The sequence below is a fragment of the Methylobacterium sp. E-066 genome, assembly GCF_022829635.1.
Taxonomy (GTDB): Bacteria; Pseudomonadota; Alphaproteobacteria; order Rhizobiales; family Beijerinckiaceae; genus Methylobacterium.
In genome coordinates, this window is record NZ_JAKSYO010000037.1 from 62,142 (window position 1) to 85,421 (window position 23,280).

Genomic DNA, 23,280 nt, shown 5'->3' on the forward strand with positions numbered 1-23,280 from the left:
TTAGTCAGGACCAGCCCGGCTTGTCGTGACTGAGAATGCGAAGGCCGCTATCCCAGACCTTCAAGCGGGGTTTGCCAGCCTGTCGACCGCCATGGCCCGGCTGCGTTCGGCTCGGAAGCGTCGGACCCTGTCGGTGACCGTACCCGGTGCATTCGCCGACAAGTGGCTTCTGCACCGCCTTGATGAGTTCAATCGGCGACACTCCGACTGTGAGCTGTTGATCGATACCAGCACCGCCCTGGCGGATTTCGCCAGCCAGCCCGTGGATGTCGGCATCCGCTACGGGGCCGGGCTGTGGTCGGGGCTGGTGGCGTTTCCCTTCGCTCGCGACGCATTCTTCCCAGTGTGCAGCCCGTGGCTGCTTGAGGGTCCCCACGCGCTGCGAACGCCTGCCGATCTGCGGCACCACCCTCTCATCCACGACACGTCCATGGCCAACACGGCCGCTTTCCGCACTTGGCGGGACTGGCACCGCGCGGCCGGGCTGGACACGTCCGAGGGCGAGCGTGGTCTTCGCATCAACGACTCCGCCGCGGCCTACCGCATGGCGATGGCGGGTCACGGTGTAGCGCTGGGCCGAACAACTCTGGTTGAGCAGGATCTCAAGGATCGCCGTCTGGTCCGCCCGTTCGGGCCCGTCCTCGATTGTGTGTTGGCCTACTACGTTGTCTGCCGCCCCCAGGATGTGCAGGACCGGACCATCAACGCGTTTCGTGACTGGCTGATCGGAGAGGCCATGTCGGAAGCGAAGGTCTGATCCGAATCCATCCTGGACCGCTTCGCAGTGTCTGCTTCTGGGATGCTACAAAATTCCGCTGAATGGCCAGCATGGGCGCGAAGCGGCCGGTCAAAGCCGAATCCCGTTTGCGAAGACTCACCGTAGTCGCGTCGCATCGATAACTAGGAAGTACTGGCACACGTCCGTCCCGAGATTGGTGAAAGCGTGACCGGCGTCGGCCTCAAAATACAGGCTGTCGCCCTCTTCGACCACGACGGCGCGGTCGCCGATCGTGGCGCGGAGGCGTCCCTTCAGCACGAAGATGTATTCCGACACGCCGCGGCGATGGGCGACGAACTCCCCCGTGGTTGCACCCGGCGGGAGCGTGTTGAGCACCCAGTCGATCCCCCGCCCAGGCAGCACCGGAGAGAGGCAGCGGCGCAGGAAGCCCGATGCCTCGTCTCGCAGTACCGGCTGGCGGGAGGCAGGGATCAGCAACACCTCCACCTCGGTGGCAGGCGCCATCAGCCGCGAGAAGGTTACGCCCAGCGCCTCGGCCAGGCGAGAGAGGATTGCCGTCGACGGCACGGCCTCGCCGCGCTCGATCTTCGAGATCATCGAGCGACTGACGCCCGACACGGCCGCCAAGGCTTCGAGGGAGAGGTCGCGCTCCCGCCGTCTACGTCGGATCTCCTCGGCGAGCACTTGGATCTGAGAGCGGGCCTCGGCCTCGATTCGAACCCGTCGTACCTCTGTCGTGACCGTCATGCGCGCTTCGTCCCGGTCCTCCGTCCGACGCGTCATCCTTGCGCGCCTCGGGGTCGTTGCGGGGTGATTAGCACACCGCGCCCGGCGGCGCCCGCACGACCAGCGTCCTGGTTGGCACGCTGCTTGTATCGCGCAGAGTGGAAATTCATCTCGAAAAGTGGATGCCCGCGCATGCTTGACGTCGCACCGCCGCTGGATACGACACGGATCGCGGAGCCGGATGCGGTTACGCTCGCGGACAGACGCCAGATCGTCTGGTCGAGCGTCATCGGGACTACCGTCGAGTGGTACGATTTTCTGATCTACGGAACGGCCAGCGCCCTCGTCTTCAACAAGCTGTTCTTTCCCAGCATCGACCCCGTGGTCGGCACCATCGCGGCGTTCGGCTCCTACGCCGTCGGGTTCCTGGCCCGTCCCCTGGGTGGGGCGGTCTTCGGCCATTTCGGCGATCGGATCGGGCGCAAGTCGATGCTGTCGCTGACGCTGATGATCATGGGGCTCGGCACCTTCCTGATCGGCTGCCTGCCGACCTACGGGCAGATCGGCATTCTTGCACCGATCCTCCTCGTGGCGCTGCGCCTCGTCCAGGGGATCGGGATCGGCGGCGAGTGGGGCGGGGCCGTGCTGATGGTGGTGGAGAGCGTGCCGCCGGAACGGCGCGGGTTCTTCGGGAGCATCGTCCAGCTCGGCTACCCCATCGGCGTGATCCTCTCGATCGGCGCGTTCGCGCTGACCGGCCTGATGCCCGAGTCGGCGTTCCTATCGTGGGGCTGGCGCATCCCGTTCCTGGCGAGCGCACCCCTCGTCGGAGTCGGCCTTTTCATTCGGTTACGGCTTCACGAGACCCCCGCGTTCCGACGGATCAAAGAGCAGGCGGTGACGGCGCGGCTTCCGATCGTGGAGATCCTCACCGAGCATCCTGGCATGTTCCTGAAAGCTGTCGGCCTGAAGGTATCCGAGATTGCCTACGTGAGCGTCGTCACCGTGTTCTCTATCTCCTACGTCACCGGCCAGCTCGGCTTGTCGCGGAGCGTGATCCTGAACGGCATTTTGGTCGCCGCCGTCATCGAGCTCTTCACGATACCCGTCTTTGGCTACCTGTCCGATCGCTACGGGCGCAAGACGTTGTTCATTGCCGCCTGCCTGTTCTCGATCGCCTTCGCGTTCCCGATGTTCACGCTCCTCGACACGCGCGACCCGACGGTCATCACCCTGACGGTCGCAGTAGCGCTGAGCTTCGGGCAAGGCATCATGTTCGGAACTGGAGCCGCCTGGATGTCCGAGCTGTTCGACGCCCGCTTGCGCTACAGCGGTGCCTCCCTCGGTTTTCAGGTTGGTGCTGCGCTGAGCGGTGGGTTTACACCGCTGATCGCCGCGGCGCTGCTCGCCTGGAGCGGTGGCGCGACGTGGCCGATCTCCGCCTACCTGATCGCGCTCGCATGCGTGACGCTCGTGGCGACCTTCGCGGCTCCGGAGACAGCACGCCGGCGGATCGACTGAACGGCCCTGCACCGTCGGAAAATGCGATCTGACCAGTGGACGTGCATCCACTACAATGGAATAATGTTGACGTCTTGCGCGAGAGGACAACGGATTTGGACAGGATCATCATCGCCACAGAGGCGGCGGCTCCGGCCGTCGGCCCCTACGTCCAGGCGACCCGCGTCGGCGACCTCGTATTCGCCTCGGGTCAGTTGCCGATCGATCCAGAGACCGGCGCATTTCCGGACGGCATCGAGGCGCAGACGCGCCGCTCGCTGGCGAACCTCGCCGCCGTTCTGGAGGCTGGCGGCGCCAGCCTGGCGAGCGTGGCCAAGACCACCGTGTTCCTGAAGGACATGAACGATTTCGCCGCCATGAACGCCGTTTACGCCGAGCACTTCCCCGGCGCGGCACCGGCGCGCTCGACGGTCGAAGTCGCGCGCCTGCCGCGCGACGCGCTGGTCGAGGTCGAGGCGATCGCGCTGGCGACGGGGCCGGCCCGATGAGCGCGACATCCGCACCCCGCCACGTCGAAGCCTTCGCGCACGCAGCCGGCTCGGTGGCGGCCGGCGTGCCCGGAGGGGCGACTGGCTGGCACGGCACGCTACTCAACATCCACATCGCGCCGGCGGCGAGCTACGAGATGGAGCAACTGGCCGAGGCCCACTGCGTCGCTGGCCGCGGCATCGAGGGTGATCGCTACTTTCTCGGGACGGGGACCTACTCGCCCAAGCCGGACACTCGCGAGGTGACACTCATCGAGCAGGAGGCGCTCGATGCCCTTGCGCGCAACGATCCTCCGCTTCAGGGCGGTCCGATCCAACTCGCACCCATCGATCACCGCCGGAACCTCACCGTGCGCGGCGTGCCACTCAATCATCTCGTCGGCCGCAGATTCCAGGTCGGTGAAGTGATCCTGCGCGGCGGGCGCCTGAACTTTCCGTGCAAGTATCTGGAAGAACTGCTCGGGCAGCCGGTCTATCTGCCGCTCTACAACCGCTCCGGGCTAAATTGCGGGATCGAGCGCGGCGGGATCATCCGCCCAGGCGACCCGATCACGCTGTTGGATTGAGGCCATGTCCGCCCGCATCGTCATGAGGCTGACGGTCGTAGAGGCCGTCGCCACTACGCCGGAGGTGGTGCGGCTGACCTTCGCCCACCCGCAGCGTCCCGAATTGCCCGCCTGGGAGCCCGGAGCCCATGTCGATCTGCGCCTACCCGATGGCCGCACGCGCCAATACTCCCTGTGCGGCGATCCGGCCGACCGGAGCCGGTATGTCCTGGCGATCAAGCGTGAGGATGCGGGCCGGGGCGGCTCGCTGTGGACGCATGACAACCTCACCCCGGGCGCCGTCGCGCACGTGTCCCATCCGCGCAACAACTTCGGCCTGACCGTCGAGGCACGGCGCCATGTCCTGATCGGCGGTGGCATCGGCGTGACGCCGCTCGCCGCCATGGCCCGGCACCTTGCCGCGCGCGGTGCCGACTTCACCCTTCATCTGTGCGCGCGCTCCGCCGAGCACGCGCCACTGCTGCCCGAGCTGCAGGCGCTTTGCGGCGACCGACTCCGCTGCTGGTTCTCCTCGGGGGGCTCGCGCTTCGACCCGTCGACGCTCGGTGCGCCGGCGGACGGTGTCCACGTCTATGCCTGCGGGCCCCAGAGGCTCACCGACGTCATTCAGGACACGCTGAAGAGAACCGGCTGGCCGGCGGCGCAGGTCCATGTCGAGCACTTCGCGCCGATGGCCGACGAGAACTACAAACCGGAACCTTTCGACGCGCTGATCGCCTCGACGGGAGCGTTCATTCACGTCCCGGCGGATGTCTCGCTCCTCGACGCCCTGCGACGGCACGGTTTCGCGATGCCCTCGTCCTGCGAGATCGGCGTATGTGGCTCCTGCGAGTGCGGCTACCGGGACGGCACCGTGATCCACCGCGACGTCGTGCTGCCGGTCGCCAAACGCCAGGACCGGATGATGCCGTGCGTCTCCCGCGCCCGGGTGAACGTCACGCTCGAACTCTGATGGTCCGCTGCCGATGCGGTCGAGGTCCATCCACTGGCCGGACCTCTATCGCAGACGCTGCTGAACCACTCTTTGCGCCGCGGATGGCTCTGCGGGGCCGAGATCATCGTTGATGGCCGCTTTCGAGTTGCAGCCGCGCCCTGGCCAACGTCTGGCATGGGCGCAAAGCCGAAGGTCCGCTTCTGGACGTAAGGCCAACTTCCGTTTCCCACCCCGAGCCGAAGTTGCCGGACGGCCGACGAATGACCGCTTCTGGGATACGCTCCGGCCTCTCGCCGCTCAGATATCGTTGACCTGCCCGGCATTGTCCCATTCGAGGTGCGGAACACCGGTCTCAGCGATGATCACTATCGCCCCAAGCGCGGTCGCGACGAGGCAGGCACAGCACCCAACGACCACAACCATTTGCCCATATCCCTCAACCTTCGGTTGCGATATCTCGGAACATGGTTAGCGATTGGTTAAGCTTGATTGGCAACGTGACGGCATCCTGGCCGCCGCGGCACCTTCATGCACGGTGTGCAAGTCTAGTTTCGTATGCCTTTCGGAGCGACCGGTGCCGGTTCGCTATGGGTGCACCCATAACGAACCGATAGGGCCAGTTTCCAATCGCATACCCAAAATGCACCGAATGAGCCGGCCGCAATGGGTGGTTTTCTGCCAGTCCGCTTCCGGACGGCCGGTGCATCGAAGCGGACAGAGCTACGGGACCGTTCACGACCCTTCACGAACGGAAAATTAGTTCCAGCTGACGGTCTGCATTCTAGTGGGAGAAGACGCTGTGATCGGCGTCTGCGATGTTGGTGTGGCGCCAATGGCACTGTGCCGATTGCTCAGGGCCTCAACGGGAACTCAATCCAGATTGGCTGTTTGCCCCTTATTACGTGGTCTGGGGCCAGGGAAGCAGTTCGGTGGGGAAACGTGCCTCTGATGCTAGAATTGATCCTGTTCGCGACGAGAACGGACAAGCTCTACCGGAGGGGTCGGTCGTATGGATGCAGCCGGGCTCACCCCATGCGATCCAGCACCACCTCGGACGCAAGTTGCAGGGCATGTACGCCCAGATCCCTGCAACGCCCCTGCCGGACCGCCTGAACCAACTCCTTGCACAGCTGGATACGGCCGGCGGGTCGGATTGATCGCCCGGCATGCTCCCGTCGCGATATCCGAGGGCTAGCTCGCCATGAGACCGCGCCGCGGCGCGACGATGGTGCAGACCACACCAGAGGGCGGGTAGCTCAAGTCAGCCTTGCCGTCGAAGCTTCCAGCAAGCCCGCGTCCGATCAGCCGGGTGCCGAACCCCGCGCGCTTCGGCGCCACCACCGCCGGACCGCCTGCCTCGATCCAACGCAAGGTGACCGGAGCGTCGTCGCCGTCACCGTCGATATCCCAACTGATGGTGACCCGACCGTCCACGTTCGAAAGCGCGCCGTACTTGGCGGCGTTGGTCGCCAGCTCGTGCAGCATCAACGACAGCGACAGTGCCGCCCTGGAACCGACCATAACAGCCGAGCCATCGAGCACGAACCGATCCGGACGGTCACGGTGGATGTCGAGCGCGCTCTCGATCACGCTCGCCAGCGGGGCTTTCGACAGGGAGCCGCCGAGCAGGAGGTCGTGCGACTTGCCAAGGGCGATCAGTCGGTTAGCCAGCACATCCCGGGCGGTGTCGAGATCGGCCGCTCCACGCATCGTCTGCGTGGCGATGGACTGCACCATCGCCAGCATGTTCTTCATGCGGTGGCTCAGCTCGTGGTTGAGCAGTTGCTGCTGCGCCTCCGCTTCGATGCGGGCGATGGCCGACCGGATGCGGTCGGCCACGTTGCGCACGAAGGCGATGTCCTCCTGAGCCCACTCCCCCGGTTCCGCCCTCACGGCGTAGAACAAGGCCACGAAGCGGCCGTGCTCCATCACCGGCAAGTTGAGAAGCGAGCGCGTGCTGATGGCCGCCAATGCCTTGGCATCGGCGGCGGTCCGGGGATCACTGCCGGTGTCGTCGATGACGACGTTGCGTCCGGCTATGAGGTCTTCGATGTACGAACCGTATGCGCGGAAATGGTGCAGCCCGGCGATGTCGGTGAGGCCCGGCGCAGTCCACCCCTGTTCCACCAGGATCGTCTCGGCGTCGGGATCGACCTGCCCGTAGCCCGCATGGCTCAGTCCGAGCGTGCGCCCCATGACCTCGGCGGCGATCCGGCTGATCTCGCTCTTGTCGCCCACGTCGCGCAACCGGTCGCCCAGCTCCGTCATGGCAGCGCGGCGAACCTCGGTCCGTTTGCGGCCCGAGATCTCCAGGAACAACGCAGCGAACTGCTGGCCAGACTGCTTGTGTGCCCGGACCTCGAACGTACGGTTCAGCTCGGGGACGTGGATCTCGAACTTCTCGGGCTGGCCGGTCTCGACGGTGCGGGCGTAGGTGTCGATCAACCACTGCGGGATGGCCGGCACAAGCTCGCGCATGGTTCGCCCGGCGCTGCTGGCCGGTAGCCCGGTCAGCCCGGCGAACGCTGGATTGACCTCCAGGAACCGAAAGTCCACCGCCTTGCCAGCCTCATCGCGGATCAACTCAGCGCTGAGGAACCCCTCTTGCATCCCGCTGAACAGCCCGCGCCAGCGTTCCTCGCTGACCGCGAGTTGGCGCTCGACGGTCTTCTGGTCGGTGATGTCCCGCGAGACCGACAGGATCCTCTCAGGCTGCCCATTCGAGCCGAGGATCGGCGTCACCTGCACGTCCCACCACTTCGGGGTGCCGAGATAGGTATTGGCCGATCCCTGGAAGTGGCCGACGCCGCCGGCCTTGGCGGCCATGAGGGCCACGAGGGCATCCTCATGACCCTGGCCCTGCCAGAAGTCCGGCCACGGGCAGCCACGGACGAGGTTGAAGTCGCTGACCTCCATCACCCGCATGCCGCCCTCGCTCATGAAGGTCAGGCCGCCGTCGAGATCGAGCACCTTGATGCAGTCGGCCGAGGAGGCGAGCACGCTGCGCATGAACTCGGCATCGGCCTGCTGCCGGGCGGCGGCGTTGCGCTGCTCGGTGCGGTCGCGCAGGATCTTGATGAAGCCCTCAGGCCGACCCTCCTCATCCTTGAGCGGCATCATCTCGCCGTTCGCCCAGAACCGCGTGCCGTCCTTGCGCAGGTGCCAACGCTCGTCGGTGCCGCGCCCGTGCAGCAGGGCCGCCCCCATCTCCTTCTCGGCGATCTGGTCGCGCTCATCCTCTCGGGTGAAGAAGACGTTGGCGTGCCGTCCGAGCATCTCAGCCTCAGTCCACCCAAGGATCTGCTCGGCTCCCGTGTTCCAGCTCGTCACGCGGCCGTTCAGATCCATCGCGATGATGCCGTAGTCGATCGCGCTCTGCAGGATCGCCTTGTTGCGCCGGTCGCTCTCGCGGCGCTCCTTGAGCGTGCGTCTCAGCTCCAAGTTGGTGATGACCTGCTGGGCAAGCGTGCGCAGGGTGAACGCCTGTGACGGGGTCAGCCGGTTGGGCTTGGTGTCGAGGACGCACAGGGCGCCGAGGGCGACACCATCCGCGGTCTTCAAGGGCACGCCGGCGTAGAACCGCACCTCTGGCCCGCCGGTCACGAGGGGGTTGTCGGCGGTCCGCGGATCGAGGGTGAGATCGGGGATCTCGAACACGTCGTTCTGCTGCGCGGCGTAGGCGCAAATGGATTGCGAGATCGGGGTCTCGCTGTGGCTAAAGCCGGTCTCGGCCTTGAACCACTGGCGCTCGCCGTCGAGCAGGGAGATTAGCGACACCGGCATGCCACAGGTCTCGGACGCCACTCTCACGATGCCGTCGAACTCGGCCTCGGTCGGCGTGTCGAGAATATTGTAGGCGGCGAGCGCAGCTTGGCGTCGCGCTGTGCTGTCGATCTGTTCCACGGCCACCCGTTCACCCGGCGTCGATCCCAGGCCGTCATTTGGGTCCGGCAGGCCTGTGGATCTGATGTGAATGACTGAGACGCTCTATGCCATAGGTGGCCGATACAGACACGGGAAGGTGACCGGGCAGATCGCCGCTTGCTCGGAAGCGGCCGCCGACGTTCAACCGCCGGGAACAGGGGTGCAACAACGTTTCCGCGACCGGCTCATGGGGTCTTCGACCGCCCGACGGTTCGGTCCCATGCCGGCCTGGAACGCCGGCGTTCCGGGAACACGGGGGTGCGCATCCCGTTCGTCCGGGGCTGTGCGTCACCACGGTCGGGCCGGGAACGTGGCGAAACGGCTCGCCCTGCAATCCCGGACCAGACTTCCCGGACGACCCGGCCTCCGTCATACGGCTCCGACATGCGTCGGCCGACGGCACGCAGCGGCAACCGACGGCTCCGTCGGGACACCGGCGGACGGACCCACCCAGTACCCGGTCGGGACAGGCAGGATGGAAACGGACTTCGAGGACCTGCGCCGGCAACTGGCGGACGCGAATGCGGAGATCGAGCGGCTTCGGCGGCGGAACGAGGGGCATGTCCATGCCCCGACCGGCGACGAGCGCACCTCGGCCGCCGGGACCGACCTGCTGTTCACGGCGGCGGAGAAGACCCGCATGCCGCAGATCCTCACCGATCCGAACCTGCCCGACAACCCGATCGTCTTCGCCAACCGCGCATTCCAGGAGCTCTGCGGCTACGGAGCCGACGAGCTGATCGGCCGCAACTGCCGATTCCTCCAAGGCCCGGGCACCGATCCCGCCGACGTCGCCAAAGTCCGCGACGCCGTCGCGGCGCGGCGCGACGTGGTCGTGGAGATCCTGAACTACCACCGCGACGGCACGCCGTTCCGGAACGAGCTCTACGTCAGCCCGGTGTTCGATCCGGACGGACATCTGCGCTACTTCTTCGCGAGCCAACTCGACGTCACTCGGTTTCGCACCGAGGAAGGCCGGCTCGCCGAGAGCGAGGCGCGCTACCGCACCCTGTTCGAGGCCGTGGATGCCGGCTTCTGCATCGTCGAGATGCGCTACGATGCGGCCGGGCGCGCCGTCGACTACAGCTTCGTCGAGGTCAACCCGGCGTTCGAACGCCATACCGGGCTCCGCGACGTGGCCGGACGCTGGGTCAGCGAGGTCGTCCCGGGCCTGGAGCGGTCCTGGCTGGACGCCTACGGCGGGGTGGCGCTGACGGGCGAGGCGGCCCGCTTCGAAAGCGGCGCGGTGGCACTCGGCCGGTGGTTCGACGTCCACGCCCTGCGCATCGGCGAGCCTGCCCGGCGCCGGGTCGCCATCCTGTTCAACGACATCACCGAGCGGCGCGAGGCTGAACGGGTCCTGGAGGAGACCGCCCGCGACAGGACGGACGAGCGCGACATGGTCTGGCGCACGAGCCGCGACCTGTTCCTCGTCTGCGGCTTCGACGGCCGCTACCGCTCGGTGAACCCGGCCTGGACCGAGACGCTCGGCTGGTCCGAGGACGACCTCGTCGGCGCGCACTTCAACGCATTCATCGACCCGGCCGACAGGTCCGCCGTGGAGGGGGTGTTCGGCGACCTCGTGAACGGCATCGTCCTCGACGGCCTGGACGTGCGGATGCGGACGCGCGACGGGGGCTTCCGTTGGCTGTCGTGGTACGCCATCCCCCGCGACGACCACTTCTATGCGGCGGGCCGGGACGTGACGGAGCGCAAGGCCCTGGAGGAGCAACTCCGGCAGAGCCAGAAGCTGGAGGCGGTGGGCCAGCTCACCGGCGGCGTCGCGCATGACTTCAACAACCTGCTGACGGTCATCAAGTCGTCCACCGACCTGCTGAAGCGGCCGAACCTGGCCGAGGAGCGCCGGATCCGCTACGTCGACGCGATCTCGGACACCGTCGACCGCGCGGCCAAGCTGACCGGCCAACTCCTCGCCTTCGCGCGGCGGCAGGCGCTCCAGCCGGAGGTGTTCGATGTCGGGCGCGGCGTCACCTCGGTCTCGGACATGGTCCGCACCCTCACGGGCTCGCGCATCCACGTCGAGACCCAGGTCGAGCCGTTCCGGGACGCCAGGGGGCAGGAGGGTCCCTGCCTCGTCGACGCCGACCCGAGCCAGTTCGACACCGCGCTGGTCAACATGGTGGTCAACGCCCGCGACGCGATGTCGGGCGAAGGGCGCATCACCATCCGGGTGCGGCCGGTCGGCGTCGTCCCCGCGGTCCGGGCCCATCCGGCCATGCGCGGCGACTTCGTCGCGGTCTCGGTCACCGACACGGGCAGCGGCATCGCCCCGGACGCGCTGGACCGGATCTTCGAGCCGTTCTTCACCACGAAGGGCGTCGGCCAGGGCACCGGGCTCGGGCTGTCCCAGGTCTTCGGCTTCGCCAAGCAGTCCGGCGGCGAGGTCATCGCCGAGAGCCGCCTCGGCGAGGGCGCAACCTTCACGCTGTACCTCCCGCGCGCCAAGGCCCCCGCCGCCACCGAGGCCGAGGCGCATGAGCCGGCGGACCTCGCCGAGGGCCACGGCACCTGCGTCCTGCTGGTGGAGGACAACCACGAGGTCGGGGCCTTCGCGGCACAGGCGCTGGAAGAGCTCGGCTACAGCACCGTGTGGGCCATGGACGCAGAAAAGGCCCTGAACGAGTTCGAGCGCATCCCCTACCGGTTCGAGGTGGTGTTCTCCGACGTGGTCATGCCGGGGATGAACGGGGTCGATCTCGCCCAGGAACTACGCCGCCGCCGGCCCGACCTGCCGGTGGTCCTGACGTCGGGCTACAGCGAGGTGCTTGCCGAGCAGGGGACGCACGGGTTCGAGCTCCTGCGCAAACCCTACTCCGTGGCCGACCTCTCGCGCATCCTCAGGCGCGCGGTGGGGGGCGTCGGGACCGGCGCGCACTAACCGCCGTCGCGGGGAGTCCCCGCGGCGACCATCCCTGGGCGGGGTGCGTCCATCGGGCCCGCCGCGCCTCGATCGATGGATAGCCCTGGTTAGCGGGCCGAGGCGCTGCCCATGGCTTTGCAGCCGAACCGACCTAGTTCGGTGGCCGGGTCCCGGGAGACGACGGGCTTCACCGAGCTCGGGAACTCGATGTCACTGACCAAGCGGATCGTGGGCCTCGTCGTCTTGGCGCTGATCCCGGCGTTGGCCGTCCAGGGCTACAACGAGTACGCGCTCCGCGCCGCCCGGGCCGGGGCCGTCCGGAAGGAGGCCATGCGAGGGGCGAAGGCCGTCGCGGCCGACCTCGGGCAGTTCGGACGTGGGGCGCGGCAGATCCTCTCCATCCTGGCCGGCGTGGCCGAGGTCCGCGGCAATGACGCGCGGGCCTGCACGGCGTACCTCGCGACGGTCGGCGGGAAGGTCCCCGGCTCGTTCTTCTTCGGGGTCGCCGACCCGGACGGGCGCATCCGGTGCAACACCCTGGGATCCTCGGTCGGGGCCTATTCGGTCGCCGACCGGTCCTACTTCCAGGAGGCGATGCGCACCGGCGGCTTCGCCATCGGGGAGGTCGTGTCCGGCCGGGTCACCGGCCGGCCCACGATCCAGTTCGCCCAGGCCATCGCCGACGAAGACGGCGACGGTCGCCCCGAAGGCATCGTGATAACGAGCATCGACCTGTCCTACCTCGCGGCCCGGCAGTCCGATGTCGGGCTGCCGCCCGACGCCGCCCTCACGGTCGCGGACCGGAACGGCACGATCCTGGTCCGGCTTCCCGACCACGAGGCTTGGGCCGGCAAGCCGCTGCCGACGGCCTTCTGGAAAGCCCTGGCCGACCACCGCGGCGGCGTCGCGGACTTGACCGGGTTGAGGGGCAACCCGCGGATCACGGCGGTGGCCGGGGGCTCACCGGGGGACCTCGACGGCATGACGGTGGCGGTGGGCCTGTCGCCGGCCACGGCCTTCGCGGACATCGATGCCGCGACCCGTCGCGGGGTCGTGCTGATCGGCGTCGGCGCGATCCTGGCCGTCGCCGCCGCGCTCCTGGCAGGCCGCGCCTTCATCCGTAGGCCGGTGCGGCGCCTGCTCGGGGCAGCCGGCGCGTGGCGCGCCGGCGAGTTGGGGACCCGGACCGGCTTGTCCGGGACCGACGAGTTCGGCCGGCTCGGCGAGGCGTTCGACGCCATGGCGGCATCGCTGCAGAGGCACGAGGGGGAGTTGCGCGAGGAGGTCGCCCGCAGCCGCGTCCTGCAGGAGCGGCAGACGATGATGCTGCACGAGCTGAACCATCGGGTCCGCAACACCCTGACCACCGTGCAGTCCCTGGCGCGGCAGGCCCGCCGCGACGAAGACCGCGGCGAGCGCCTTGAGGGACGCATCCTCTCCCTGTCCAAGACCCACGACCTGCTCTCGCGCGACGACTGGGAGGGCGCCTCGCTGCGCACGGTGCTGGAGAACGAACTCTCACCCTTTCGGGACGGCCAGGTGCACCGCTTCGGCCTGGAAGGGGCCGACATCGACCTGCCTCCACGCTACGTCCTGGCGCTCGGGATGACGGTGCACGAGTTGACGACCAACGCGGCCAAGTACGGTGCCCTCTCGACCGAGGCAGGCCGGATCGACGTCGCGTGGAGGGTCGTCGTCGGCGAGAGCGGCGCGAGACGGCTCGCCCTGGAATGGCGGGAGAGCGGGGGCCCGCCGGTTCGGGAGACGGGCAAACGCGGCTTCGGTACGCGCCTGATCACGGGCGGGGTCAGCCGTGAACTGGGGGGTGAGGTCCGTCTGGAGTTCGCCCCCGAGGGTCTGCGCTGCAGCCTCGACGTGCCCCTCGACGAGCCGGACCGGTTCACCTCGTTCGCGGCCGCCCCATACGTGCGACCGGTGGGCAGGGTCTGAGAGGCGGGCGGCAGATACAAAACGATACGTCCGGGTCACGGTCTGTCACGCGAGCGACGCCAAGTTGCTCGAACTTCCGCTCCAGAGGCTTGCGGACGAATGAGGCCGCCGCGTGAAGATAGAGATTTGCACCCGACGCTATCTCGTCGCTCGTCGAACCCTGCTCGTCGGCGCGATGCTGGGCCCTGCGTTCGCATTCGCCCCGGCGCGGGCGGCCCCTGTCGATGACCCGGCGATGGCGGGCCCGTTAGGCGACATCTGGGTCGGCTCGCCCAATGCCAAGGTGACCTTCATCGAGTACGCCGCCGTCACCTGCACCCATTGCGCGGCCTTCCACGACAAGGTCTGGCCAAGCATCAAGGCCCGCTGGATCGACACGGGGCAGATGCGCTTCGCATTGCGCGGGTACCCGCTGAACCCCCTCGACACCGCCGCCTTCATGCTGGCCAGGGCCGACGGCGGGCGGAACTACTATCCGGTCACGGACCTGCTGTTCGAGAGACAGAGGTCCTGGGCCTTCGTCGACAAGCCGCTCGACGCGATGGGCGACCTCCTCCGGCAGGCTGGCTTCGACAAGGCCAAGTTCGATGCCGTGCTCGCCGACCAAGCCCTCTACGACCAGGTCAACCGCGTGCAGGCGCAGGCCATGAAGGTCCTGGACGTCCATTCGACGCCGACCCTGTTCCTCAACGGCCAGCGACACGAAGGTGCGCTGCCGGCCGAGGCGTTCGACGAGATCGTCCGGAAGCTACTGGGCTAGGGTCGGACTCGCGCGATCAGCCCACCCATCATCGCCCCCCAGGACGAAGGACGCTGCGCCGTAGGCCCGTCCGGCCCGGGGCGCACCGCAAGGAGACTGAGATGGCGAAAACGGATAGGCTTCTCCCGAGCGCAGCTGCGGTGGTCTTGGGCATGGGCATAGTCCCGGCGATAGCCGGCGATCCAATCTCTGCCTTCACCGGCCATTGGCGCGTCGCAAGGGTCGCAGTCTCCGACATCGGCGTGCAGGCGCTCGGCAACGACGATCCGAGCCTGTTGGGCAAGCGCCTGACCTTAACGTCGACCCGACTGGCGAGGAACCGAACACCATCGACCGGCGACGTAAGTGAGGGCCCCGATTTCCAGCCGCTCGAACGACTGCCACCGGACGTGCAGCCAGAGCTCCGCAAGCTCGGTATGCGCCAGCCGGTCGCCTATGCGGTCCATTGCCAAACCGGCACCTGGGGTCCGGGGCGCGACACGGTCATCTACCGGGGTACAGCCGGGGCTCTCGATCTCCCGTGGTATGACGGCGCGGTGATGATGCTCGTCCGAGAGCCCACGTAACGCTCGCCCGTCGCTGTGGGAGTACCAGAATGGGAGATGCGGGTGTCCCCCCGCTCCGCACGCGGAGCGGGCGTGACGATTGACCGTCGAGCCCGGCCGTCCTCCGCGAGGAGCGTACCTCGGATCGACGACGGATCAGCGCGGCCGGGGATCGGTCATCCGTCGCGGCGCTCGCAGAATCGCAGCCTGCTCCCGAACGGGTCGGCCACCTCCAGCACGTCGCCCCAAGAAGCCTGATCAACGCCTGGCCGGGCATAGCCGTATCGCTTGGCGGTCAGTTCCCGGTGATAGGCATGGACGCCGCGCATCGGCACGAACACCGTTGAGCCGGGGCTGGCATCGCCGTGATGCTCGGACAGGTGCAGTCGCAGGCCGGCGCGGGCGACCTCCATGTAGAGGGGCAAACCCGGCTCGAAGCGGTGCTCGAACCCGGCCTCGGACCCGAGGAAGCCGCAGTAGAACTCGCGCGCCTTGGCCTCGTCGAAGATGCGCAGGATCGGGATTGCCTCCACGAAGCGGGGTCAGATCTCCGCCGGGCGGTCGAGGGCGGCGCAAGCGGTGTTCCAGTCGTCGTGGCCAAGGCCGGCGGCCACGAGTTCGAGGGCGGTCGCGGGCGGGACTGCGAAGTTGCGGGCGGCCAGCGCGGCGCGCAGCCGCTTGGCCATGGCCTTGGCCTGGTCGACGGTCGTCATGGTGCTCTCCCCAAGCCGGCGGCGGTCCGTCGGTGCCCGCGTTGCCGACCCGTCGCCGGTCAGGGATCCGGTGGGGGTGGTCGTCCGCGATGCTTTCACCATCCCGTTCCCGGGGCGAGCGGCAGGCAGCATCAGCCTGGGGCCAGGCTACCCCGAGGTCGGTACGGTCGCCAAGCCGAAGGTCCGCTCTCGGCCGCTCACAAATCCGGCATGCGCGACCAGAGACGTGTCTCGACCAGTAACCAGTGAGATCACGACCCTGACCATCGCCGCTCGCGCACGGCGAGCCACCAGTACACTCCGCCGCCCATCACTCCGGCGCTTACGGCTTGCAGCGGCCGGTCGACCATGCCGGCAAACAGATGCCCGAGGGCGAGACCAATGGCGCCGCCGCAAGCAACGTGGATGGTCGGATGGCGCCATCCCGTCCGGATCGAGACCGCCAGGCACAGCAAGAATGCCGGCATCGCGAAGACCGTCACGAACAGCGTGGCGATGACGAACGTGATGGCGACGGAGATCAAGTCGGAGGGGAGGGTAGGCTCGGCGGCGGGCGACGGGGGAGGCCCGAACAGAGCACCGGCCGCACTGGCCAGCATCAAGGTCGTCACCGCCGCCGCCACGGCGGCGAGGTAGCCGCCGAGCACCCGTACGACGGGATCTCCGGACCTGTCTGTCGTGATACGGTTCGGCGTGGTGGCCTCCTTGGGCTCGGTCGTGGGAGAGGCTAGCGCGCCGTGCTACCACCGGCAAAGGTGGGGCAGGACCGCAAGAGGCCTCTGCCCGACGGGGTCCATGCCATGAAGCACGCCCAAATGGTGGTCCTGATGCTCTGGTCGACGGCGGCCACGGCGGAGGTGCCGGCACTTTGCGCGGACGTCGCGAACCAAGCCGAGGGGACCCTATGCGCCAAGCGCAAGCTGGACGCCGCCGAGGCCAGTTTGGCGAAGGCGCGAGAGGCCCTGCAGGCCAAACTCGACCCGAGCGGGCGACACAACCTCGACCTCGCGCAGCAGGCTTGGCGGCGCTTCCGCGACCTCGAATGCAACCTTGAGACCGGCTACGACGCCGAACACCCCGATGATAACGGCACGATCATGCCCATGCTTATCGGCGAGTGCGCGACGGCCCTTACTGAGCGCCGCACCCGCGACCTGACCGATCAACTAGCCTGCCCGGGCGGGGACCTATCATGCGAGCGGTGAGCGACTTCCACCGTACCGCGGCCTGCATCGGGGCATCGGCGGCATTCGCTTTCACGGCGCCGGTTGCCCATGCGGCAAGCTTCGACTGCGCCAAGGCATCGACCGGAATGGAACGCTTCGTCTGCGGGGACGCCGCTCTCGGGGGCCGGGACGAGATCCTGGCGAGGCTCTACTCGGGCGCCTTGAAAGTGGGGAAGCGCGAGGCCGTCGAGGCTCGGCAGCGGGCGTGGCTAGGGAAGGCGCAGGCCTGTGCCACAGCAGCCTGCCTGGCCGAAGCCTACGACGAGCGGAACGCCGAACTCCAGCGGTCTGAGGGAGGGGTGAAGGTGGGCAGTGACTTCTTTTGCGAGGAGCCCAAGGGCAATCACAGCACCCTCAACGTCGTGGGACCGGTCCATGGCTTCGCCAGCGTGTCCCTGATGTCTAACTATGTCGGGCCCGGCGGGGTGGAGGCCGGCGACGTGGACACCGCGGCCACGGATGCATTCCTGGATCTCCGGAAAGGGACAGCCACCGTCTTGAACGGCCGCTGTCGACTAACCTTCGAGCGCCTCGGCGCGGACGGTTGGAAGGTCATCCAGGCCGGCACCTGCGAACTGCTGGGCGGCGCGGTATTCGCGGGCGTCTACCGCCGCCTGCCTTGACAAGACTGCGACCGGCCGCCGGTCGCCATTGCGCTGGCGATCCCTGACAATCATCGGCGGACAGGCGGTCGATAATGGAAGACGTACAAGCGCGGACGCTCATTCAAGGCGGGGTGGGTTCGCTGAGCGTCCGCTTATGAGATGAGCACCGAACTCGTTCTACGTCTGGCTCGGGTCGCCAGCGGAACGTCCGCATCTGCCTTCCATCTCCAGAGCCTCGGTTCGGGTGTCTCCTCGCCCTGTCGGCATGGGCCGGCAAGGAGACAGACGATGGGACACTCTGCACACGATCCGGCTACGAAAGGGCGACCGGCCTGGAACGCCGGCCGCAAGCTCGGCGCCAAGCGGGCCCTCAAACCTCAGCAGGTCTGGGCCATCCGCTTCTGGCTCGAACGCGAACGGCGCGTGCGCGACCGTGCGATGTTCGACCTCGCTATCGACAGCAAGCTGCGCGGCTGCGACATCGTCAAGCTCAAGATTGGCGACCTCGTCAGCGGGGGTCGCGTCCGTAGCCGGGCCATCGTCATTTAGCGCAAGACCGGCCGACCAGTGCAGTTCGAATTACTCGAACCCGCTCGTACCAGCATCCTGACATGGCTGGAGGCCCGGGGCGGAACGCTCGACGACTATGCCTTCCCAAGCAGGCTCGACGGCGTCATGCACATCAGCACTAGGCAGTATGCGCGGTTGGTCGATGAGTGGGTGACTGGCATCGGGCTGCGGAGCGAGGATTACGGGACCCACTCCCTCCGTCGCACAAAGGCGTCGTTGATCTACAAACGGACCGGCAACCTTCGTGCCGTCCAAATCCTGCTCGGCCATACCAAGATCGAGAGCACGGTCAGGTACCTCGGTGTCGACGTCGAAGATGCCTTGACCCTGGCCGAAGGCACGGAGATTTGAGCGTTCGGCCCCTCGGCTTCAGTGTCGAGGGGCTTTCAGAGGAGCCCGACAGAAAAGCGCCCAACTCAGCCATTTTCCAATCTTCCAAAGAATCTTCTGAGCAGACATAGCGCAGCCGAGACATCGAGCCTCGGCTGTGCTCTCACCGACTACCGATAAAGATTTATCTGACTACGATAGCTCAAATTTTATCCTCGGCAAAATAATTCAAAATGTACGATTTCTGCACTAATCGGGTATTGCTCTGAAATTTGCGCTATAGACCCAAGGTCGGACTAAAGAAATCCGATGGAGAACCAGGGGACGAGGATGATGACGAGGAGGCCGATCAGTAGGGCCACGATGTAGCCGACGATCGGGCGCATGCCCGCGTCCGGGTGGATCCGGCTGATCGCGCAGGCGGCGTAGTAGCCGACACCGAAGGGCGGGGCGAACAGCCCGATGCCCATCGCGAGGATCACCACCATGGCGTAGTGCACCTCGTGCACGCCAACCTGTTTCGCGATCGGGAACAGGAGCGGCCCGAACAGCACGATGGCCGGGATGCCCTCCAGCACCGAGCCGAGCACGATGAACGCCGCCGCCGAGACGAACAGGAAGCCGAGTGTTCCGCCTGGAATGCTCTTCATCGCAGTCGCTAGGCTATCCGAGAAGCCTGACTGGGTCAGCGCCCAGGCCATGCCCGACGCCGCCCCGATGATCAGCAGGATCGCGCCGGAGAGCGCTGCGGTCATCACCAGCATCGGGTAGAGCCGCCGCCAGTCGAACTGGCGGTAGATCAGCAGCCCCGCCAGCACCGCGTAGACGATGCCGATGGTCGAGACTTCCGTCGCGGTGGCGATGCCCTCGACCACAGCGAAGCGGATCACGAACGGCAGCGCCAGCGCGGGGATCGCCACCAGGAAGGCGCGGCCGATGATCCGGCCCGAGGGCCGGGCGACGTGGCTCAGGTCCTCGCGGCGGTATCGCCACCAGACCAGCGCGCACAGTATCAGCCCGAGGACGAGGCCCGGCATCAGCCCGCCGGTGAACAGGGCGGTGATCGACACGCCGGTGACCGAGCCGATGGTGATCAGCACGATGGACGGCGGGATCGTCTCGGTCTGCGCGCCGGTGGTGGCCAAGAGCGCCACGAGGTCGCCCTCCTTGGCACCCCGCGCCTTCATCTCGGGGAACAGCACCGGGGCGACCGCGGCCATGTCGGCTGCCTTCGAGCCGGAGATGCCCGAGACGAGGTACATCGCGCCGACCAGCACGTAGTGCAGGCCGCCGCGGACGTGCCCGAGCAAGCTCGCTAGGAAGCCGACCATCGCTTTCGCCATGCCGGTCATCTCGATGAGCAGGCCGAGGAACACGAACAGCGGCACGGCGAGCAGGATCAGGTGGCTCATGCCCTCGTCCATGCGGCCAATCACGACCATTGAGGGCGATCGCGTGGTGAGCGTGATGTAGGCGAAGGTCGCCAACCCGAACGCAAAGGCGATCGGCACGCCGGAGAAGACCAGGGCGCCAACGCCGAGGACGAAGAACAGCAGCAGGTTCAGGTTGCCGAGCGGCGCGAGGAAGGGCTGCAGAGCTGCCAGCCCGGCCGCGATGCCGAAGCCAATGACCAACGTCGCTGCCGTCATCCACCAATTCGCGGTCTCGATCAGGCGCAGAATCGCGATGAGCAGCATGAGGGCAAAGCCGACCGGCAAGGCCGCAGCGCGAAACGCATTGTTGAGTTCCAGCGCCGGCGTTTGGACGAAGGCTTCGTCGGCCGCGAAATCGTAGGCTGGATGAAGCACGAGACCGACGAAGATCAGTCCCGCAACGAGCGATACGGTTTCCAGAAACGCCCGCGTGCGCGGCTTGGCCATGGACACGAAGGCTGTCATCCGCATGTGTTCCGACCGGCGGAAGGCGACGACAGCCCCCAGCATCGCGAGCCAGAGGAACAGAATGCCGGCAAGTTCATCGGCCCAAATCAAGGGCGCATGAAAGACATACCGCGTGACCACACCGGAGAGCAGCACGCCGATCTCGGCCAAGACCAGCAAAGCAGCCGGAATCTCGACCAGATAGCCGATTGCGGCATCGACGCGCCGAAGCCGAGGACTGGCCGCCAGCGGCACCATTCCTTTCTGTAGCGCCGAAGCGGTTTTCGGATTGAGAGTATCGACGTGCATGGCGACAATCCTTCCCCCCGTTTGGCCCTCGAAGAGGCCGTTTGCGAACATTCTCCCCGTTATCTCCAGGGTCAATTCGCGTTTATCCGTCAGACCTGCATCAGCCGGATGTTGTTGGTGTTGCCGGCGGTGTGGAACGGGATTCCGGCGGCCACCACGATGATGTCGTGCGGCTTGGCGAAGCCCTCGTCCTGCGCGTGGCGGCAGGCCCTGGAGGTCATCTCCTCGTAGCTGTCGACATCCTCCGTCAGGACGCTGTGCGCCCCCCAGAGCAGGCTCAGCCGGCGCGAGGTCACGAGGCTCGGGGTCAGGGCCAGGATCGGGGAGGCCGGGCGCTTGCGCGCCACCCGGGCCGCCGTCGTACCGCTCGCCGTGTAGGCGACGATCGCGGCGGCGTGGATCGCCTCGGCGAGATCGGCCGTGGCGGTCGCCACTGCGTGGGGCGGTGTCTCCTCCTCGCCCGGCTCCGACGCGGCCACGATCGAGTGGTAGAGCTTGTGGCCTTCCACGCTCCGGATGATCCGGTCCATCATGGTCACGGCCTCGACCGGGTAACGCCCGGTGGCCGATTCTGCCGAGAGCATCACCGCGTCGGCGCCGTCGTAGATCGCGGTGGCGACATCCGACGCCTCGGCGCGAGTCGGTGCCGGAGCGTTGACCATGGAATCGAGCATCTGGGTCGCCACCACCACCGGCTTTACGGCAAGCCGGCAGGCGCGGATCAGCTCCTTCTGCCGCCCGGGCACGTCCTCGTGCGGGATCTCGACGCCGAGATCGCCCCGGGCGACCATCACGGCGTCCGAAAGCCGGATGATGTCGTCGATCCGCTCCAGCGCCTGCGGCTTCTCGATCTTCGACATGATCCCGGCGCGCTCGCCGATGATGCCCCGCGCCTCGATGACGTCGGATGGCTTCTGGACGAAGGACAGGGCCACCCAGTCGACGCCAAGGTCGAGCCCGAAGGCGAGGTCGGCCCGGTCCTTCGCGGTGAGCGGCGACAGATCCAGCAGGGTGCCCGGCAGGTTGACGCCCTTGCGGTTCGAGATCGGCCCGCCGGTGACGACCTCGGCGGTGATGGCGGACCGCTCCGGGCCGGTGACCCGCACGCGCACCCGGCCGTCGTCGATCAGGAGTTCCTGGCCGGGGACCACGGCGGCGAAGATCTCCGGATGGTGGAGGGGGATCGACTGCCTGTCGCCCTCGTCGCCCTCCAGGACGAAACGGATCGTCTCGCCGGCTTCCAGGTCCAAGCGGCCGCCCTGCAGCGTCCCGATCCGGATCTTCGGCCCCTGCAGATCCTGGAGGATGCCGATCGGCCGGCCGACCTCCTTCTCGAGGTCGCGGATCGCGGCGTGGACCTTGGCATGGTCGTCCTGGGTGCCGTGGCTGAAGTTCAACCGGAAGGTGTCGACCCCGGCGAGGAACAAGGCGTGCAGCCGGTCCGGGGCCGCGCTGGCGGGGCCCACGGTGGCGACGATCTTGGCGTGGCGGTGTCGGCGCATGGATCCTGCGGTCACGAACGGCTCCATTGTGCGAACGGGACGTCGAGAGCCGGGCACGGGCGCCCGGCTCATCGTTGCGTGAGGGCGCTTCAGTCGAGCGGGCCTGTGCTCTCTTCCAAGAGTGCCCAAGCCTCCGGCCCGAACTTCGCCTTCCAAGTCTTGTAGAAGCCCGCCTTGCCGAGCATCGCGCGGAACGGCGCCGGATCGACATTGTTGAAGACCAGACCCATCGAAGCGAGTTCAGCCTTCAAATCCTCGTTCTGCTTGGCGACATCAGCGCGTTCGGCGAGCGCGGCCGCGTTGACAACCCGTGCGAAGATCTCTTGGAGGTCAGGCGGCAGCTGAGCCCAAGCACGACGGTTCATCAGAAACCACCAGCCATCCCACATGTGGTTCGTGAGCGAACAGTATTTCTGGACTTCGTAGAACTTGGCCGCCTTAATGATGGCCGGCGGATTTTCTTCGGCATCGACGACCTTGGTTTGCAGGGCCGTGTAAACTTCCGCGAAATTGAGGCCGGTGGGAGAGGCGCCGAGGCCCTGGAACAGAGAGATCCACAGGGGACTCACCGGGACACGGATCTTCAGGCCCTGAAGATCTTCCGGTTTCGTGATGGGCCTGTTGCTCGTCGTGACTCGCCGGAAACCGTTGTCCCAGACCTTGTCCATCGCAACGAGGCCGACTTTGCCGATCTGCCCCCTTAGCCATGCGCCAAGCTTGCCGTCCATGGCGTTCCACACCATGGGATAGTCTTTGAAGGCAAATCCGACCCCGGAGATGCCGGATGCCGGGAGCATGGTCGAGAGGACATTGACGCCCGAGAGCGAGAAGCACTCCAAGGCGCCCGAGCGGAGCTGCGAGAGCATATCCGCATCCCCGCCGAGCTGGTTGTTCGGAAAAAGCCGCAGCTCGACCCGCCCGTTCGTCGCCTCCTTGAGGGCTTCGGCCGCCTTGCGTCCGTGGACGTTGAGCGGATGCGACTCAGGGACGTTGGTGCCCCACTTGAAACTGTATTCGGCGGCGCGCGCATAGCGCAGCGGCAAAGCCCCGCTGATCGCCGATGCGGCCCCCAAGGTCGCAATGCGCCGACGCGTGAACAACGCTCCCATGA

20 protein-coding genes and 1 pseudogene are annotated in these 23,280 nt (G+C 67.1%); 13 read left to right on the forward strand and 8 right to left on the reverse strand.

The genetic code is table 11. From position 1 onward, the window contains the following. The first annotated feature begins 25 nt into the window (after positions 1-25). The gene (locus tag MKL20_RS03145; RefSeq protein WP_244035447.1) at positions 26-757 is read left to right on the forward strand and encodes a LysR substrate-binding domain-containing protein; all 732 of its coding nucleotides are present in this window, start codon (positions 26-28) and stop codon (positions 755-757) included. Between the two features lie 117 nt (positions 758-874). Here the strand turns inward: MKL20_RS03145 and MKL20_RS03150 are convergent, their stop codons facing one another. Next, positions 875-1,486 (reverse strand): helix-turn-helix domain-containing protein, encoded by a 612-nt coding sequence (locus MKL20_RS03150; RefSeq protein WP_244035448.1) that lies wholly within the window; start codon positions 1,484-1,486, stop codon positions 875-877. Positions 1,487-1,657: 171 nt separating this feature from the next. Here MKL20_RS03150 and MKL20_RS03155 point away from each other — a divergent pair, with 171 nt between their 5' ends. The 5 genes from MKL20_RS03155 to MKL20_RS33220 all read left to right on the forward strand — a co-directional run bounded on the left by MKL20_RS03155 (position 1,658) and on the right by MKL20_RS33220 (position 6,131). Then, a complete protein-coding gene (locus MKL20_RS03155; RefSeq protein WP_244035449.1) occupies positions 1,658-2,986 on the forward strand; it encodes an MFS transporter in 1,329 nt (442 codons plus the stop codon). A 95-nt stretch (positions 2,987-3,081) separates the two neighbouring features. After that, positions 3,082-3,474: a Rid family detoxifying hydrolase gene (locus MKL20_RS03160; RefSeq protein ID WP_244035450.1), complete on the forward strand. Its 393-nt coding sequence runs from the start codon at positions 3,082-3,084 to the stop codon at positions 3,472-3,474. Continuing rightward, positions 3,471-4,040, forward strand: a complete 570-nt coding sequence (locus MKL20_RS03165; protein ID WP_244035451.1) for an MOSC domain-containing protein — start codon at positions 3,471-3,473, stop codon at positions 4,038-4,040. The genes MKL20_RS03160 and MKL20_RS03165 overlap by 4 nt, the downstream gene beginning before the upstream one ends. Before the next feature lie 4 nt (positions 4,041-4,044). Beyond that, the gene (locus MKL20_RS03170; RefSeq protein ID WP_244035452.1) at positions 4,045-4,992 is read left to right on the forward strand and encodes a PDR/VanB family oxidoreductase; all 948 of its coding nucleotides are present in this window, start codon (positions 4,045-4,047) and stop codon (positions 4,990-4,992) included. Between the two features lie 995 nt (positions 4,993-5,987). Further along, entirely contained in the window at positions 5,988-6,131 is a 144-nt protein-coding gene (locus MKL20_RS33220) for a NepR family anti-sigma factor (protein ID WP_409568106.1), read from the forward strand. A gap of 34 nt (positions 6,132-6,165) precedes the next feature. On the opposite strand, the gene MKL20_RS03175 is transcribed toward MKL20_RS33220, so the two are convergent. Then, on the reverse strand, positions 6,166-8,877 hold the full coding sequence (locus tag MKL20_RS03175) for a PAS domain S-box protein (RefSeq protein WP_244035453.1): 2,712 nt from the start codon (positions 8,875-8,877) through the stop codon (positions 6,166-6,168). A 496-nt stretch (positions 8,878-9,373) separates the two neighbouring features. Here MKL20_RS03175 and MKL20_RS03180 point away from each other — a divergent pair, with 496 nt between their 5' ends. From MKL20_RS03180 to MKL20_RS03195, 4 genes are all read left to right on the forward strand, one after another. Continuing rightward, positions 9,374-11,797 carry a PAS domain S-box protein gene (locus MKL20_RS03180; protein WP_244035454.1) on the forward strand — a complete coding sequence of 808 codons (2,424 nt, stop codon included), beginning with the start codon at positions 9,374-9,376 and terminating at the stop codon, positions 11,795-11,797. A gap of 111 nt (positions 11,798-11,908) precedes the next feature. Then, positions 11,909-13,729, forward strand: a complete 1,821-nt coding sequence (locus MKL20_RS03185) for a sensor histidine kinase (RefSeq protein ID WP_244035455.1) — start codon at positions 11,909-11,911, stop codon at positions 13,727-13,729. Between the two features lie 235 nt (positions 13,730-13,964). Continuing rightward, the gene (locus MKL20_RS03190; protein WP_244035456.1) at positions 13,965-14,489 is read left to right on the forward strand and encodes a thioredoxin domain-containing protein; all 525 of its coding nucleotides are present in this window, start codon (positions 13,965-13,967) and stop codon (positions 14,487-14,489) included. Between the two features lie 101 nt (positions 14,490-14,590). Continuing rightward, the gene (locus MKL20_RS03195) at positions 14,591-15,055 is read left to right on the forward strand and encodes a hypothetical protein (RefSeq protein WP_244035457.1); all 465 of its coding nucleotides are present in this window, start codon (positions 14,591-14,593) and stop codon (positions 15,053-15,055) included. A gap of 155 nt (positions 15,056-15,210) precedes the next feature. On the opposite strand, the gene MKL20_RS03200 is transcribed toward MKL20_RS03195, so the two are convergent. The 3 genes from MKL20_RS03200 to MKL20_RS03210 form a co-directional block, all read right to left on the reverse strand. Then, entirely contained in the window at positions 15,211-15,567 is a 357-nt protein-coding gene (locus MKL20_RS03200) for a glyoxalase superfamily protein (protein ID WP_244035458.1), read from the reverse strand. Positions 15,568-15,576: 9 nt separating this feature from the next. Then, complete coding sequence (locus MKL20_RS03205; RefSeq protein ID WP_244035459.1) at positions 15,577-15,747, reverse strand: glyoxalase superfamily protein; 171 nt, start codon at positions 15,745-15,747, stop codon at positions 15,577-15,579. Positions 15,748-15,998: 251 nt separating this feature from the next. Further along, positions 15,999-16,394 (reverse strand): hypothetical protein, encoded by a 396-nt coding sequence (locus MKL20_RS03210; RefSeq protein ID WP_244035460.1) that lies wholly within the window; start codon positions 16,392-16,394, stop codon positions 15,999-16,001. Between the two features lie 153 nt (positions 16,395-16,547). On the opposite strand from MKL20_RS03210, the gene MKL20_RS03215 reads away from it, so the two are divergent. From MKL20_RS03215 to MKL20_RS03225, 3 genes and pseudogenes are all read left to right on the forward strand, one after another. Continuing rightward, the gene (locus tag MKL20_RS03215) at positions 16,548-16,952 is read left to right on the forward strand and encodes a lysozyme inhibitor LprI family protein (RefSeq protein WP_244035461.1); all 405 of its coding nucleotides are present in this window, start codon (positions 16,548-16,550) and stop codon (positions 16,950-16,952) included. Then, the gene (locus MKL20_RS03220; RefSeq protein ID WP_244035462.1) at positions 16,949-17,596 is read left to right on the forward strand and encodes a lysozyme inhibitor LprI family protein; all 648 of its coding nucleotides are present in this window, start codon (positions 16,949-16,951) and stop codon (positions 17,594-17,596) included. Before MKL20_RS03215 ends, MKL20_RS03220 begins: the two co-directional genes overlap by 4 nt. A 270-nt stretch (positions 17,597-17,866) precedes the next feature. Continuing rightward, positions 17,867-18,499: pseudogene (locus MKL20_RS03225) on the forward strand (tyrosine-type recombinase/integrase). Between the two features lie 275 nt (positions 18,500-18,774). On the opposite strand, the gene MKL20_RS03230 reads toward MKL20_RS03225, so the two are convergent. From MKL20_RS03230 to MKL20_RS03240, 3 genes are all read right to left on the reverse strand, one after another. Beyond that, positions 18,775-20,616: a TRAP transporter large permease subunit gene (locus MKL20_RS03230; protein ID WP_244035500.1), complete on the reverse strand. Its 1,842-nt coding sequence runs from the start codon at positions 20,614-20,616 to the stop codon at positions 18,775-18,777. A gap of 140 nt (positions 20,617-20,756) precedes the next feature. Continuing rightward, entirely contained in the window at positions 20,757-22,169 is a 1,413-nt protein-coding gene (gene pyk, locus MKL20_RS03235) for a pyruvate kinase (RefSeq protein WP_244035501.1), read from the reverse strand. A gap of 89 nt (positions 22,170-22,258) precedes the next feature. Beyond that, positions 22,259-23,278, reverse strand: a complete 1,020-nt coding sequence (locus MKL20_RS03240; RefSeq protein ID WP_244035463.1) for a TRAP transporter substrate-binding protein — start codon at positions 23,276-23,278, stop codon at positions 22,259-22,261. Between the last annotated feature and the right edge of the window lie 2 nt (positions 23,279-23,280).

What these genes read in the sequence shown, in the direction of transcription:
- MKL20_RS03215 (WP_244035461.1), top strand. Translation starts at nt 16,548, where the DNA reads ATGAAGCACGCCCAAATGGTGGTCCTGATGCTCTGGTCGACGGCGGCC.
- MKL20_RS03195 (WP_244035457.1), top strand. Translation starts at nt 14,591, where the DNA reads ATGGCGAAAACGGATAGGCTTCTCCCGAGCGCAGCTGCGGTGGTCTTG.
- MKL20_RS03185 (WP_244035455.1), top strand. Translation starts at nt 11,909, where the DNA reads ATGGCTTTGCAGCCGAACCGACCTAGTTCGGTGGCCGGGTCCCGGGAG.
- MKL20_RS03240 (WP_244035463.1), bottom strand. Translation starts at nt 23,278, where the DNA reads ATGGGAGCGTTGTTCACGCGTCGGCGCATTGCGACCTTGGGGGCCGCA.
- MKL20_RS03230 (WP_244035500.1), bottom strand. Translation starts at nt 20,616, where the DNA reads ATGGTGCCGCTGGCGGCCAGTCCTCGGCTTCGGCGCGTCGATGCCGCA.
- MKL20_RS03190 (WP_244035456.1), top strand. Translation starts at nt 13,965, where the DNA reads ATGGCGGGCCCGTTAGGCGACATCTGGGTCGGCTCGCCCAATGCCAAG.
- MKL20_RS33220 (WP_409568106.1), top strand. Translation starts at nt 5,988, where the DNA reads ATGCAGCCGGGCTCACCCCATGCGATCCAGCACCACCTCGGACGCAAG.
- MKL20_RS03165 (WP_244035451.1), top strand. Translation starts at nt 3,471, where the DNA reads ATGAGCGCGACATCCGCACCCCGCCACGTCGAAGCCTTCGCGCACGCA.
- pyk (WP_244035501.1), bottom strand. Translation starts at nt 22,169, where the DNA reads ATGCGCCGACACCGCCACGCCAAGATCGTCGCCACCGTGGGCCCCGCC.
- MKL20_RS03170 (WP_244035452.1), top strand. Translation starts at nt 4,045, where the DNA reads ATGTCCGCCCGCATCGTCATGAGGCTGACGGTCGTAGAGGCCGTCGCC.
- MKL20_RS03155 (WP_244035449.1), top strand. Translation starts at nt 1,658, where the DNA reads ATGCTTGACGTCGCACCGCCGCTGGATACGACACGGATCGCGGAGCCG.
- MKL20_RS03180 (WP_244035454.1), top strand. Translation starts at nt 9,374, where the DNA reads ATGGAAACGGACTTCGAGGACCTGCGCCGGCAACTGGCGGACGCGAAT.
- MKL20_RS03150 (WP_244035448.1), bottom strand. Translation starts at nt 1,486, where the DNA reads ATGACGGTCACGACAGAGGTACGACGGGTTCGAATCGAGGCCGAGGCC.
- MKL20_RS03205 (WP_244035459.1), bottom strand. Translation starts at nt 15,747, where the DNA reads ATGACGACCGTCGACCAGGCCAAGGCCATGGCCAAGCGGCTGCGCGCC.